This is a genomic window from Kribbella koreensis (assembly GCF_039525325.1).
GTDB lineage: Bacteria > Actinomycetota > Actinomycetes > Propionibacteriales > Kribbellaceae > Kribbella > Kribbella koreensis.
This window is the reverse complement of sequence record NZ_BAAAHK010000007.1, coordinates 41893-55193: the sequence shown is the minus strand read 5'-3', so window position 1 is coordinate 55193 and position 13301 is coordinate 41893. Positions and strand designations below refer to the sequence as shown.

Here is a 13301-nt window from a genome sequence, read left to right as displayed (position 1 = left end):
ATGACCCGTTACCTGTCCCGCCGGAGCTTGCTGGTCACTGGAGCAGCTGTCGCGGTCGCCGGCGCCAGTGGCGTCGGCCTGGTGGAGACAGGCGTGGTACCGGGTCGTGGGCGGCTGCACGGCGTACTGGGGCTTACTGGTGAAGACGGTGTGGCTCCTGACGTCCCACCCGGTGCGGTGGAGTCCGGCAGCTTCGCGTCGTCCGCTCGAGGGACCACTGTCGGCTGGACGGTGATGTACCCGCACGGGGCGGATCCTGATGCGGTGCTGCCCGTCGTACTGATGCTGCACGGACGTGGTGGAGACCACACATCGGCCATCAATGACCTCAACGCTGATCGATACCTCACAGCTGCGGTACAAGCCGGTACTCCGCCCTTCGCGCTGGCCGCTGTCGACGGGGGAGACAACTACTGGCATCGGCGCGCGTCCGGCGACGACCCGGCGCGGATGCTGACGGCGGAATTCCTTCCTCTGTTGAAGAAACTCGGGCTGCGGACCGAGCGGTTCGGCGTACTGGGGTGGTCGATGGGTGGGTACGGCGCTCTGCTGCTCGCGGCTGACCGGGGTGCGAAGGAGGTCGCGGCCGCGGGGGCGATGAGTCCGGCCTTGTGGCACAAGGCTTCTGAGGCCGCGGGCGGTGCGTTTGACGGCGCCGGCGACTTTCAGCAGAACCAGGTGTTCGGGCGCGCGGCCGATCTCGAAAATGTTGCCCTGCGCATCGATTGTGGGCGGGACGACCCGTTCGCCGACGCGGTCCGGGACCTGCGGACCGAGGTCACCGCGGCCGGTGGGCTTCAGGCCGGAGCGCACACGGCCGGTTACTGGCGGCGCATGCTCGGGGCCCAAGTCGCCTTTCTCGGCGAGAAAATCCGGGATTAGGGGAACTTCGCCCGGATCGGTAGCGTCCGAGTCCCGTGTCCGTCGCCAGGTGAACCTCAAGGTCGCCAGGATGGTCACCGCAAGGTCCCCCGAATCACCGAGAGTGGAGCCCATGTTCAACCTCTCCAGCAAGAAACTGCGTGTTCTGGCCGGCGCCGCCGCCGTTGCCGGATTCGCAGCCCTCGCAGTACCGACCCAGGCCGCCCAGGCCGCGGGTGGCGTGCCGCAGCCGGTCGCCACGGAGGCCGGCATCGCCGCCGAGCCGCCGGCGAAGGCGCTCAGCGAGCAGCCGAGCACCAAGTCGTATGCCTCCGACACGGCGATCGTGAAGAACAACAAGCTGTACAAGACCGGCGCGATCGCGGCGTCGAAGTGCAAGGAGGTCCGCGGACCGCTGAGCACCTCCAACGCGGTCAAGGCCTACGACCAGACGATGGTCAACTGCATGTGGGCCGCCTGGGCCCCGACGCTGAAGGCCTCCGGCGCGAACTACCACATCAAGCCGACCCTGGTGATGTACACCTCCCGGGCGAAGACGTACTGCGGCGTCATCAGCCAGCCGACGTCGTACTACTGCGGTCACGGCAGCAAGGCCGAGATCTACATCCCGGGCGCCTACGTGGTCAACTTCTACAAGCAGAACCCGGTCTACGCCCGGGCGTACGCGACCAACACGATCGCGCACGAGTACGGCCACCACGTGCAGTACATGACCGGCATCCTGAGCGCCTCCTGGAGCCGTCAGTACGCGATCTCCGGCAGCGCCGCGAAGCTCGAGGAGAACCGCCGTCGTGAGCTGCAGGCCTCCTGCCTCGGCTCGGCGATGATCGGCGCGAACAAGCGCTACTACCCGATGGCCGGCGCGCTCTACACCCAGTGGAAGTACGTCGTCTCGCACTCCGGCGACATCAAGGGCTACCCGCGCGACCACGGCTCGTTCGCGAACCACAACTTCTGGTCGACGGCCGGCTTCAACGCCAGCAGCTCGGCCACCTACGCGAAGTACTGCAACACCTTCAACGCGGTCTCCAGCCGGGTCTCCTGACCTGACTGACACAATCTCGCCGGTGTTCCCCGAGTAACCAAGCCGCCTGGAACGCGTTCACGTTCTAGGCGGCTTTGTTTTTGATCCGGTCGAATGTTGCAATTTGGCCGACACGTTCACGATCTGCGATCGTGTGGTTACCGTGTTTCGGGTCCGCACGCCTTACAGTCTTGGTCGACCCACGAACGGCAGGAGTCAAGGATCGTGAACTACGACGAGTTCAACACCGAGTACACGAAGGTGCTGGACAAGATCAAGAGCGGGAAGTGCAGCTGGTCGGAGCTGTCCGGCCACGTCACCCGCTTGCGGCAGGGGACGGCCGGCATCACCACGCCGGTGGAGCGCGCGCAGATCGACAGCGATCTGGCCGCGCTCGGCCAGATGGTCGACCTGTCCCGGCGGACCAACGACAAGGAAGACGTCTGGACCGTCACCTCCGAGGCAGTACGCCGGGCCAGCAGCGGCGAGGGCACCGTCGCCGACCGGATCGCGCGGATCGAGGCGAGCATCCACGAGATCACCACCCTCGCGAACCGCAACCCCGACGAGCGCGAGGCGCTGATGCAGTCCACCAGCACCCTCAAAATCCTGCACTCCTCCCTGCAGAGCTCCCTGCGAGCCGAGCAAGCCGAAGCCGCAGCACTCAGCAGCTGACCCGCCACCAGCTGCCACACACTGCACCAACTGACTGAGGGCTCCCACCACCCGGGAGCCCTCAGTCAGTTGTTTGATCGACTAAATGCCTGCTGCTGTTGCCAGGTCCTGTTTGATGGCAGCGAGCTCGGCGGCTGCTTGAGTGCGCGCCGCGGCTACGTCGTCGGCTTCGACGGGGATGACGACCTCGAGGTAGCACTTGATTTTGGGTTCGGTGCCGGAGGGGCGGACTACTACCCGGGCGCCGGCCGAGAGGGTGTAGCGGAGGCCGTCGGTGGGGGGTAGGGATTCCGAGCCTTCGTTGAGGTCTTCGGCGCGTTCCACCGTGTGGGCACCGAGCTGGGTGGGTGGGGTGGCGCGGAGTCGTTCCATCGCTGCGGTGATCAGGTTGAGGTCTTCGACGCGGACGGCGAGTTGGTCGGTGGCGTGGAGGCCGTATTTCTTGGCCAGGTCGTCGAGGAGGTCCAGGAGGGTGCGGCCGGCGGCCTTGGCCCCGGCGGCCAGCTGGAGGACCCGGATGAGGGTCGAGATGCCGTCCTTGTCCTTGACGGCCGCGGGATCCACGCAGTACCCGAGGGCTTCTTCGTAGCCGAAGACGAGGTCGGGGACGCGGCCGATCCACTTGAAGCCGGTGAGGGTGTCTGTGTAGGCGACGTCGTACGCCGCGGCGATCTTGCCCAGCAGCGACGACGACACGATCGAGCAGGCGGCGACGCCGGACGGGCGGGAGGAGAGCAGGAACTCGCCGAGAAGGGCGCCCAGCTCGTCACCGCGGAGCATCCGCCACCCGCCATCGGCAGCGGGGTCCGGTACTGCGACAGCGCAGCGATCAGCATCTGGGTCGTTGGCCACGGCGATGTCGGCGTCGACGGACCGGGCCAGCTCCAACGCCGCGTCGATCGCCCCCGGCTCCTCCGGGTTGGGGAACGACACCGTCGGAAAGTCCGGATCCGGATCCGCCTGCGACGCCACCACCGACGGCGCCGTGAACCCGGCCCGCGCGACAGCCGCCTCAACCAGCAGTCGCCCAACCCCGTGCAGCGGCGTGTACGCGACGTTCAGTTCTCGAGGAGCATCGGCCGGTACCAGCGTCGCGATCCGGTCGAGGTAGGCGTCCAGCAGGTCGTCGCCGGCCGTCTGCCAGTCATCCCCACGCGGCACGGATGCCAGCGCCCCGACAGCCTCGATAGCCGCCGCGATCTCGCTGTCGGCCGGCGGTACGATCTGCGACCCGTCCCCGAGGTACACCTTGTACCCGTTGTCCTGCGGCGGATTGTGGGAGGCCGTCACCACGACCCCGGCAACCGCTTTCAGATGCCGGATCCCGAACGCCACCACCGGCGTAGGCGTCGGCCGGTCCAGCAACACCGCATCCAGTCCAGCACCCCGGATCACAGCCGCCGTGTCCTGAGCGAACACATCCGACTTGTGCCGAGCGTCATACCCGATCAGCACCGGCCCATCAGTCAGCCCGTTCGCCTTCAGGTACGCCGCCAGCCCCGCCGCGGCCCGGATCACCACGACCCGATTCATCCGGTTGGACCCAGCGCCAACGGCACCCCGAAGCCCCGCAGTACCGAATTCCAGGGTCCCGGCGAAGCGATCGGCCAGCTCCGCGTCAGCCTCCGCCCCAGAATCCAGCAGAGCCTGAAGCTCCGCCCGCGTGTCCGGATCAGGATCCTCGGCAAGCCAAGCCTGGGCAGCAGTACGAATCAGAACGGCATCGTTGACGGTCACCACCGCACGATACCGCCCAGTACACCGCCGGACGGCGCGACGAGGGTCGGACCCCGGGCACACGAACCACCAGAGCGCCACGGCGTATCCAACCCAGCACGGCGAGGCACCGGCGAGCCTCGCCCTGACGGGCTCACCGGCCGTAGAACTATCCGGGCCGGGCCGGGCCGGATCGGGCTGGGGCGAGGCGGGCCGGACCGGGCTGGGGCGAGGCGGGGCGGGGTGGGGCTGGGCATGCAGGTTCGGCCCAGAGTCGTCGGGAGTGCCGGCTGTCCAGGCAGGTCCCCGGATCGGGCGCCATCAGGCGTTCAACCCGGCTCAGCGGGCAGCAGCGAGCGCGTCCGGGTCGACTCAGCGGCGGGTGGCCCGCATTGCTTTCACTCAAGCGGCGACGGAGGAGCCGCGCACTGGGTGGGTGGGAGCGGTCGGAACCGGAGCGACGGAGGTGGAGATCGCGTGGGGGCTGTCAGTGGCCGGAGGACTGGCAGGGGCGGGCTCGGAGGTCGGCTACGTAGTCGTCGGGGGCGCCGGCTGCTTCGGCGGCTTCGGCGAGGATGCCCAGGTAGCGGGCTGAGGGGAGGCCGCCCTCGTAGGCGTTCAGGACGTACATCCAGGCGAGTTGCTCGCCGTCCAGGGTCTGTACGCGGACCTGGATCTTGCGGTAGACGCCCTGGTCGATGAATTCCCACTCGTCCAGCCGCTCGACATCCTGCGGGCTGACGTCGTACAGGGCGACGAAGACCTGGTTCGTCGGGTCGCTGGGGTCCTCGACGACGGTCGCCATCGAGCCCTCCCAGCCGAGTTCCTCACCCCCGAAGGTCAGGCGCCAGCCGACGATCCACCCGGTCCCGCGCAGGGGGGAGTACGGGCACCGCTCGGCCATCAAGTTCGGGTCCAGATTCGACGCAAACGCGGCGTACAGGGTCACGACGTCACAGGATACGGAACAATGGCCTCTCGTGGCGCGAGTTGTGATCATCGGTGGCGGTCCAGGCGGGTACGAAGCGGCGAGTGCGGCCGCCCAACTAGGGGCGGAGGTGACGGTCGTCGACTCCGACGGGATCGGTGGTTCGTGCGTGCTCACGGACTGCGTCCCGAGCAAGACGCTGATCGCCACCGCGGAGGTGATGACCGAGGTCGAGGACGCCGGCCAGCTCGGCGTCCGGCTGGACGACGGCGACGACGATCCGGCGAACTCCGTGCGTGTCGATCTCTCCGTCGTCAACAAACGGGTCAAGGCGCTGGCGGCGGCCCAGTCGGAGGGGATCAGCCGGCGGCTGGCCGACGACAAGGTCCGGGTGATCAACGGCCGCGGCCGGCTGGACGGCCCGGAGACCGTGGTGGTCGGCGACGAGCGGCTGGATGCCGACGTGGTGCTGATCGCCACCGGAGCAAGGCCGCGCGTGCTCAAGGGCTCCGAGCCCGACGGTGAGCGGATCCTGACCTGGGAGCAGGTCTACGAGCTCGACGAACTGCCCGAGCGGCTGATCGTGGTCGGATCAGGTGTCACCGGCGCCGAGTTCGCCAGCGCGTACGACGCGCTTGGCAGCGACGTGGTGCTGGTCTCGTCCCGCGACCGGGTCCTGCCGGGCGAGGACAAGGACGCCGCCGAGGTGCTCGAGGACGTCTTCAAGCGCCGCGGGATGACCGTCCTGGGCAAGTCCCGGGCCGAGTCGGTCAAGCGGCAGGGCGACGGCGTGATCGTCACCCTGACCGACGGCCGCACGGTCGAGGGCTCGCACGCCCTCCTCGCGGTCGGATCGCTGCCGAACACGGAGGACATGGGCCTCGTCGAGTCGGGCGTGTCGCTGGGCGACGGCGGGTTCGTGACCGTCGACCGGGTCTCCCGTACGACGGCCCGCGGCGTGTACGCGGCCGGTGACTGTACCGGCGTACTGATGCTGGCCTCCGTCGCGGCCATGCAGGGCCGGATCGCGATGTCCCACGCGCTCGGCGACGCCGTCGCCCCGCTGGACCTGTCGACCGTCTCGTCGAACGTCTTCACGGCCCCCGAGATCGCCACCGTCGGCCTCACCCAGGCGGTACTCGACGCCGGCGGCAGTACTGCGATGGTCGTCAAGGTGCCGCTGCGGGACAACGCCCGCGCCAAGATGCAGGGCAACCGCGACGGCTTCGTGAAGCTGTTCTGCCTGCCGAACACCGGCATCATCGTCGGTGGCGTGGTCGTGGCGCCACGGGCGAGTGAGCTGATCCACCCGATCTCACTGGCCGTCGGCGCCCGCCTGACGGTCGACCAGATGGCGCAGTCGTTCACCGTCTATCCGTCGGTGTCCGGGTCTATCGCGGAAGCCGCGCGTAGGTTGCACTTGAGGTCATGAAGTTCCTGGTGCTCTGGCAGATGGAGCTGAGCCTGCTCTCACCCGAGATGGCGAGGGCGGTCGGCGCCATGCCGGAGTACGGCGAACGCCTGCAGCGCGAGGGCAAGGTGCTGGCGCGGTACCACGTGGTCGGCTCGCACGGTGGCGCGTGGATCTACGAGGTGGAGTCGCACGAGGAGTTCGAGCGGCTGCTCGGGCGGGCGCCGGTGTTCAACTTCGCCCGGTACACGGTGCACGCGCTCGCCGAGATGACCTGATTTTCACCCCGGTCCGTGATTGACGGACTACCGGACCCGGAGGATCGTGGCGATGAGGGGAGGTCCCCACATGTTCATCGACCAGGGCGATCTGGCGATCGACCGCCACCTGATCCTCACGCATCGGCTGCGGGCCCGCCGCGTCGAACTCGGCCTGACCCAGAAGCAGGTCGTCACCCGGCTGGCCCGCCGCGGAATCCGTACGACGAACAAAACCCTGAGCAGCTTCGAACACGGCGCCGGCGTAGACGTAGTCCGCCTACCAGAGCTAGCCGCAGCCCTCGACTGCACAGTCACCTACCTACTCGGCCTGACCGAGGACCCCACCCAATGGTCCCCCGACCACCCCACCCCCCTACTCCGCCCCAGCCCCGCCACCCCGGCCACCGGCAACTGGATCCTCGGCCCCGACGTCCCCACCCGCGCAACCGCCCACCGCAGCTGACCCCAGTACGCCCGCTCCGCCGCGCGCCCACCGCAGCTGACCGACTGGCGGGTTTTCGTGCCACTGGCCTGATGCTTGACGCCAGCGGCAGCAAGACCCGCCAGCCAGCTGCTCAGATCGTCGGGGTGAGGCCGCCGTCGATGATGATGTCGGCGCCGGTGAGGTTGCCGGCTCGGTTGCTGGCGAGGAAGACGACCAGGGCGGCCACCTCCTCGGGAGTGGTGAAGCGACCGGTCACCGACCCAGCCGCGGCTTGCGCCGCAACCGCAGCAGGGTCGCCTCCCACCGCGCCTGTCCCAGCGATCGTCTCGGCGACGCCGCCCTTGCCCAGCCAGAGGTCTGTCGAGACCGGGCCCGGGCTGACGGTGTTGACGCGTACGCCCTGCGGTCCGACCTCCTTCGACAGCGCCTTGAAGAAGTTGGTCTGCGCGGCCTTGGCGGCGCTGTAGTCGATCACCAGCGGATCGGGGTAGCTCGCATTGACAGAGGCGACGGTCACGATCGATCCGGTCCGTTCGACCAGCTGCGGCAAGGCGGCCCGCGTGGTCCGTACGGCGGACAGGAAGTCGAGCGTCCAGGTGGCCAGCCAGTCCTCGTCGGTCACCGAGGCGAACCCACCCGGCCGCGGACTCACCGCCCCGACGTTGTTGACGAGGATGTCGAACCCACCCGTCCGCGCCAACGCCTCCGCCACAAACGCAGCCGGCCCTTCCGGTGTACCGAGATCGACCGCGACGGTCTCAACCCCCAGCGACGCCAACTCACCGCCAACCGTCCGAGCCCCCGCCACCACCTTCACTCCTTCAGCCAGCAACTCCTTGGTGATCGCCAGCCCGATCCCCTTGCTGGCCCCGGTCACCAGCGCAGTCTTGCCAGCCAGTTGCAACTCCATCGCGGTCTCCAGTCCTGTGCGCCCGGCTCGCCCGGACAGCTCACCCTAGAGTCCCGTCCTGAGCGACAGGACATAGTGCCTGATCTGACGTCGGGCCGCCGATTCCTGAGCGTGGAACCCGGGGGTCCGCTCGACTATGTCCTGTCGCTCGGGACAAGCCGCCTGTTGGTGAGGTTGAGGTGGTAGGCGGAGTAATGGCGGAGGGAGGTGACTCGGCGGAGGTCTATGCGGTCGCAGACCCATTGCCAGTGGAGGGAGACCCAGTCGCCAGGGGAGAGGGGACCGAGGAGGTCTAGGCCGTTGGTGCCGCGGATTACTGTCTCCTTGCGGAGGGTGCCGAGTGACAAGGCATGGCCGTCCCAGGCGAGGGGGCGGGACTCGACCAGGACGTGGGTGCCCAGGTCGGAGATGACTCGGCCCCAGCGGATCCGGCACTGGTCGAGCACATGCAGCGCCTGCGCGCTGGCGCGGTCGTCGGGGAGCAGGTCGGCCCAGGGGTAGCAGCAGAAGACCTGGTAGCTGTGGTGGGGCATTCCATGGGCTTTCAACAGCGGTCCGACGTCGTCGAGCAGGGCATTCCCGAGCCAGTACGCCTCGACGACGCGGTGGTCGAGTGGGTCTCGCAGGCCCGCCTTCGAGGCGATCATCTCCAGGTACGGCCAGGCGCCCTCGAATTGCCGCGCCCGCTCACGCAGCCCGTCATCCACCTCGCCGCTCGATCCGTACGCGAGCAAGCTGTCGCAGTCGGCCGGACCGCAGTACCCGAGCAGGTTGGGCGCCAGCGCGTACCGGACGAACAGGATCGGCCCCGAGACCATCAGTCGCCGCCGAAGAAGGCGAGGGCGTCGGCGGCTCGCTCGGGGGACATCCGCTCGAGCGCGAACCCGCTGTGGATCAAGATGTACTCGCCCGGCACGAACGGCCCGTCCAGCAGTGCCAGGTTGATCTCGCGCACGACTCCGGCGACCTCCACCTGTCCGAGGTCGAGGCCCGGCGTCACACTGACGATCCTGCCCGGAATGCCGAGGCACATAGCCGCTCTACGCGCTCCCTTCGCCGACCCGCTGCCCAACCACTCCCTGCCCATCCACTCCCTGCCCAACCGCACTGTGGCCGATCACCAGGTCGCGCACCAGCTGGGCCGCGGGCTGTACTGCGTCCTGTACGGCCGGTGTGAGTCCGATCCCGGTGCCGAGGTCGGCCGGCTCGCAGCCGACCACCACCACCTTCCCCAAGGTCCCACCAAGTCGCGGCACAAGCGAGAGCACAGCGTCCGGACCGAGATCATGCGCATCCATGCTGACCTCCGGCCCAGGCTCCGGATCCGGCTCGGCCTCCACCACGTACACACTCCCCGGCGCCCCACCCCGCTGCACCACATCGACCAGTACGACGAGCTCGTACGGCTCGAGCAACTGGTACGCCAGGTGAATCCCGCGAATCCCGAAGTCCCGCACCTCCACCTGCTCAGGCCACTCCTGCTTGGCCAACTCCGCGATCACCGACACCCCGAACGCGTCGTCGCTGCAGAACATGTTGCCCAGCCCGGCCACCAGAATCATCCGGCACCTACCAACGGCTCGATCTCCTCCGGGCTGAAGTACAGGTACCGCCCGTGCGACCGCTGCGCCTCGCCCTCCTCGCCGTCCAGCGCGACGGCGACATGCGTCACCCCGTCCACATCGGACAAGACAGCCACCACGGTCCCGATCCGGCCGGCGAGGAACATGTCCTGCGCGTCTGCACGCCGTACGCCGGGCCGCAACCGAACCCGCACTCCGTTGCCCACGGCAACTCCCTGAACCATCACGGTGTCGTGCTCGGGATCCACACTGGCGTCGTTCCCTGGATCCCACCAGGGCGCATCCGATGGAGCCGGCTCCGGCGCCGTCACCTTCCGCAGGTACCGCACCGTCCCATGCAGCCGATCCAGAATCTCCTGCGGCATCGAGTCGACCCGCTCGAGCATCGCCGCCGCCCGCGGATCCGTCCCCCGCACCTCTCGCTTCTCCGCCTCCGTCAACGTCATCGTCCGCAGACTCAGAATCTCGTCGATCTCCGTCGCATCGAACAGATCTCCCTGCGACTCCGCCGCGATCTCCGGGTGGTCGTACAAGATGATCGGCGAACACAACAACAAGTCACCCGCGAGCACCGGAAAGATCCCGACGTTGTCACACGTCGCGACATACCCGACCGCCCACTCCGGTGGCTCCAGCAAAGAGATGAACCGAGCCCCATCGGCCTTGATCAGAAGGTGATGCGCGATGAGCGCCTGCCGCAAGGCAACCGATCGCTCGGACGTCGAGCAATCACTGGTGTTCTGCAAACGCACCTGCAATCGGACAACCCCGTAGGGCCCTGGCAATGCCTCAGCACTGACGCTCAACAAAACCGACAACTCCTGCCTGGACCGGCGCAGCGCCCCGCCTTCGATCGCCTCCGAGTCGATGCCTCCAGCAACTACGAAGGCGCGCTGGCAAGGCAACTCGCCGAGGTTGAGGTCGATGTCAACGTGCTGCTCGACCGCTTCATCCCAGGGCACGTAGGAGGCATCCGGCGTCTGCAACGACGCTACCTCCACCCCGTCGGCATTCAGCACCGTACGCCGTTGCGCCTGCAGGAAGCGGATCCGCACGGTCAGCTGCGCCGACCCGCCGTCGAGCAGGCACTCGGTCTGCGACCACGAGCGCTCCGACGGATCGGCGTACCCCGGTGGCATCAGTACGCCGAACTGCCACCGCACCTGGTTCTTGCTGTTCGACGCCCGATACGGATAAAGCACGTACCCCTCGAACAGCAACGCGTCCGCCACCGACTGAACGCTCTCGAAAGCATTCATTCCAGCTTCTCTTTCAGCAACCGCTCGATCGCGTCATCCCAGCCAGGCAAGGCCTCCCGCGCCCGGTAGTCATAAAGCTGGTCGAACGTCTCCCGCCGCAATTTCAGCCAAGCGGCACCAGGAAAATGCTGATCCATGGCCTCTCGCCACACCGGCACCGGCAACGCGAATGACGTCTCCTTCTGCCAGGCGACCGGCGTCACCGACAAAGTGCCCGGCCGCCCGGTGAAGATCGTCCCGTTGAACAACAGCAACAACGGCACTCCACCTTCACGCACCGCATACAGGTACTTGTGCGCGGCAACATCGAAGTCATAGCTACAAGGCAACGCCAGATCCACCGACGTCGACCCGCTGAACCCCGGAACCATCTGCGACACGAAGGCCAGCTGCAACGGCTTCAACGTCTCGCCCCAGCGCGCCCGGTCCCCGAACAGGTCGGCCAGCGCGTCGCCCTCTTCGTCGGAGTACCGCCGCCGGATCGGCTCGATCCTGATCTGGCAACGCAGGGCCAGCGCGTGCACCGGCGTACCGGTCGTCTCGGTGACCTGCAGATGCAGCAAGACGGTCGGGGTGGCGGCGTACCGGTCGGCGTCGGCGCCGGTGCAGACGAACTCCAGGTCAACCACGGCACCGCTCCGAGACCTCGGCGAAGAACGCATCGATCCGTCCCCAGACCTCCTCGCCGCCGGCGAAACCCTCCCAGTACTGCCGCACGATGCCGACCAGCTCATAGCAGGAGTCGATCGGCACCAGATAGCACTCGAAGCCGTCGTCGAGGCGTCGCAGGAGTACCGCCTCGACATCCGGGATCAGCGTGCTCAGCAGCGGATCCGCAGCAACGACCTCATCCCACGACGCCAGATCGAGCAGCGACTCGGTGGCGCCACCCGGGCTCGGATAGAACGCGACGCTCCTGTCCTGGCCGGTCTGGTGGAAGAGAAACGCCAGGTTCACCGGAATCCCGAGCGACTCCCACTGCGCGGACGACATCGCGAAGTCCGCATCGAAGCGGTAGTTCTCCGGTACTGCGCGATAGTGCCCGCGCGAGGCCTCCTCGGCGCTGAAGAGCAGGTAGCACGGCCGGCACGTGCACAGCAGCCGATGATCCGGTACGTCGGCCACGTGCGGATGCGTCGGCCCGATCGGCACCATGCACATCTCGCACTGCTCACCCGGCGCCAACTGCTGCCGCACCCCACCCGTGAAGCCGCGCAACACAGCCACCGGATCGACCAAGGCATCACCACCGGCATCGCCGGCACTGGAGACAACCGGCCCCGGGCCGGAGCCGGGTCCAGAGCCCCGGCCCGGGAGCGGCTTGTCGCGGGCGAGCGCGCGCAGGGTGGATGACGTCCTCACGCCGGCTGCCTTCCAGGCACTGCGACCTTCCAGCCGGTGTCATCGGGCAGCAAAGGCAACGCCTCCAACGGCGGCGCCCCGATCGGTGCGAGCGCCCGCCCGGCCAGCCGTACGTCGTACATGGCCGTACACCGCGGGCAGGTGAGCTGGTCGCCCGTCAGTACGCCGTGCTGCAGCGCCGATGAGCAAGTCGGGCAACTGTTCCGGTAAGCGAAGAACGTCCCCGCCAGATTCGCCACCAGCAACTCGAGATCGGCAACGACCAGCTTCTGCATCTGCCCCGGAGCGGTAACCAGCGACAGCTTGTGCCACCCCTCGCTGCTCTCCCGGGGCCGGAACGGCTCGATCGTCAGCAAGTTCTGCTTCTTCGCGGCGACCATGCCCTCGACATCAACCGCGACCGCCTCAGGAGCAGCATCGAGAACGGCGTTCTCCACCGTCAGCCGCACGGTCGCCGTCGACCCCGGACAGCCCTCGCAGCTGCCCTGGAGCCGCAGATGGACGACCCCGTCGTCATCGAGACCGAGGTAGTCGATCCCGCCCGCATGCGAGCCGAGATACGGCCGGACGCTGTCGAGCGCCGCCTGGATCCGCGTCGCCACGTCATCGGGATGCAGATCGTGCAACAGCAGCATCCCGGCGACGAGATCGTCCTCCAGCACGCCCCGGACCTGCTCCTCGTCGAGCCGCGCGAGCAGTTGTTCCAGGCCCGCGCCGTGCAGAGACAACACGGCACGGACCAGCTCTTCGACCTTGTCGGTCACCTCCGGCTCGGCCCGCCGCTGGACCTCGTCCAGCAGCACGTCGATCCGTTCGCTCAGCGCGGCGACGTCGCGGCGGTCCATC

Annotated in this window: 16 protein-coding genes; 6 read left to right on the top strand and 10 right to left on the bottom strand. The window is 67.9% G+C overall.

Annotated features, from left to right (window positions below; all coding sequences use genetic code 11):
• The 3 genes from ABD116_RS14135 to ABD116_RS14125 all read left to right on the top strand — a co-directional run bounded on the left by ABD116_RS14135 (window position 1) and on the right by ABD116_RS14125 (window position 2581).
• A complete protein-coding gene (locus ABD116_RS14135) occupies window positions 1-882 on the top strand; it encodes an alpha/beta hydrolase (protein ID WP_343968908.1) in 882 nt (293 codons plus the stop codon).
• A 112-nt stretch (window positions 883-994) separates the two neighbouring features.
• Window positions 995-1927, top strand: a complete 933-nt coding sequence (locus ABD116_RS14130) for a neutral zinc metallopeptidase (RefSeq protein ID WP_343968907.1) — start codon at window positions 995-997, stop codon at window positions 1925-1927.
• Between the two features lie 204 nt (window positions 1928-2131).
• A complete protein-coding gene (locus ABD116_RS14125) occupies window positions 2132-2581 on the top strand; it encodes a hypothetical protein (RefSeq protein WP_343968905.1) in 450 nt (149 codons plus the stop codon).
• A gap of 81 nt (window positions 2582-2662) precedes the next feature.
• Here ABD116_RS14125 and ABD116_RS14120 read toward each other — a convergent pair whose 3' ends face one another.
• Together ABD116_RS14120 and ABD116_RS14115 are read right to left on the bottom strand one after the other, a co-directional pair.
• Window positions 2663-4321 carry a phospho-sugar mutase gene (locus ABD116_RS14120; protein ID WP_343968903.1) on the bottom strand — a complete coding sequence of 553 codons (1659 nt, stop codon included), beginning with the start codon at window positions 4319-4321 and terminating at the stop codon, window positions 2663-2665.
• A 463-nt stretch (window positions 4322-4784) separates the two neighbouring features.
• Window positions 4785-5246, bottom strand: a complete 462-nt coding sequence (locus tag ABD116_RS14115) for a gamma-glutamylcyclotransferase (protein WP_343968901.1) — start codon at window positions 5244-5246, stop codon at window positions 4785-4787.
• 31 nt (window positions 5247-5277) lie between these two features.
• On the opposite strand from ABD116_RS14115, the gene ABD116_RS14110 reads away from it, so the two are divergent.
• From ABD116_RS14110 to ABD116_RS14100, 3 genes are read left to right on the top strand one after another with little or no spacing between them, the layout of a single operon-like run.
• Window positions 5278-6657 carry an NAD(P)H-quinone dehydrogenase gene (locus ABD116_RS14110; RefSeq protein ID WP_343968899.1) on the top strand — a complete coding sequence of 460 codons (1380 nt, stop codon included), beginning with the start codon at window positions 5278-5280 and terminating at the stop codon, window positions 6655-6657.
• Entirely contained in the window at window positions 6654-6914 is a 261-nt protein-coding gene (locus ABD116_RS14105; RefSeq protein ID WP_328334473.1) for a muconolactone Delta-isomerase family protein, read from the top strand. The genes ABD116_RS14110 and ABD116_RS14105 overlap by 4 nt, the downstream gene beginning before the upstream one ends.
• A 52-nt stretch (window positions 6915-6966) precedes the next feature.
• Window positions 6967-7359 (top strand): helix-turn-helix domain-containing protein, encoded by a 393-nt coding sequence (locus ABD116_RS14100; RefSeq protein WP_343968896.1) that lies wholly within the window; start codon window positions 6967-6969, stop codon window positions 7357-7359.
• A 112-nt stretch (window positions 7360-7471) separates the two neighbouring features.
• Here ABD116_RS14100 and ABD116_RS14095 read toward each other — a convergent pair whose 3' ends face one another.
• The 8 genes from ABD116_RS14095 to ABD116_RS14060 form a co-directional block, all read right to left on the bottom strand.
• Entirely contained in the window at window positions 7472-8251 is a 780-nt protein-coding gene (locus ABD116_RS14095; protein ID WP_343968894.1) for an SDR family oxidoreductase, read from the bottom strand.
• 134 nt (window positions 8252-8385) lie between these two features.
• The gene (locus ABD116_RS14090) at window positions 8386-9069 is read right to left on the bottom strand and encodes a DUF6390 family protein (protein ID WP_343968892.1); all 684 of its coding nucleotides are present in this window, start codon (window positions 9067-9069) and stop codon (window positions 8386-8388) included.
• Entirely contained in the window at window positions 9069-9284 is a 216-nt protein-coding gene (locus ABD116_RS14085; RefSeq protein WP_343968890.1) for a HypC/HybG/HupF family hydrogenase formation chaperone, read from the bottom strand. Before ABD116_RS14085 ends, ABD116_RS14090 begins: the two co-directional genes overlap by 1 nt.
• Before the next feature lie 7 nt (window positions 9285-9291).
• Window positions 9292-9813 (bottom strand): hydrogenase maturation protease, encoded by a 522-nt coding sequence (locus ABD116_RS14080; RefSeq protein WP_343968888.1) that lies wholly within the window; start codon window positions 9811-9813, stop codon window positions 9292-9294.
• The gene (locus tag ABD116_RS14075; protein WP_343968886.1) at window positions 9810-11093 is read right to left on the bottom strand and encodes a hypothetical protein; all 1284 of its coding nucleotides are present in this window, start codon (window positions 11091-11093) and stop codon (window positions 9810-9812) included. Before ABD116_RS14075 ends, ABD116_RS14080 begins: the two co-directional genes overlap by 4 nt.
• Complete coding sequence (locus ABD116_RS14070; RefSeq protein WP_343968884.1) at window positions 11090-11722, bottom strand: DUF6084 family protein; 633 nt, start codon at window positions 11720-11722, stop codon at window positions 11090-11092. The genes ABD116_RS14075 and ABD116_RS14070 overlap by 4 nt, the downstream gene beginning before the upstream one ends.
• The gene (locus ABD116_RS14065; protein WP_343968882.1) at window positions 11715-12455 is read right to left on the bottom strand and encodes a DUF5947 family protein; all 741 of its coding nucleotides are present in this window, start codon (window positions 12453-12455) and stop codon (window positions 11715-11717) included. Before ABD116_RS14065 ends, ABD116_RS14070 begins: the two co-directional genes overlap by 8 nt.
• Window positions 12452-13300, bottom strand: a complete 849-nt coding sequence (locus tag ABD116_RS14060; RefSeq protein ID WP_343968880.1) for a NifU family protein — start codon at window positions 13298-13300, stop codon at window positions 12452-12454. The genes ABD116_RS14065 and ABD116_RS14060 overlap by 4 nt, the downstream gene beginning before the upstream one ends.
• Window position 13301 lies beyond the last annotated feature (1 nt).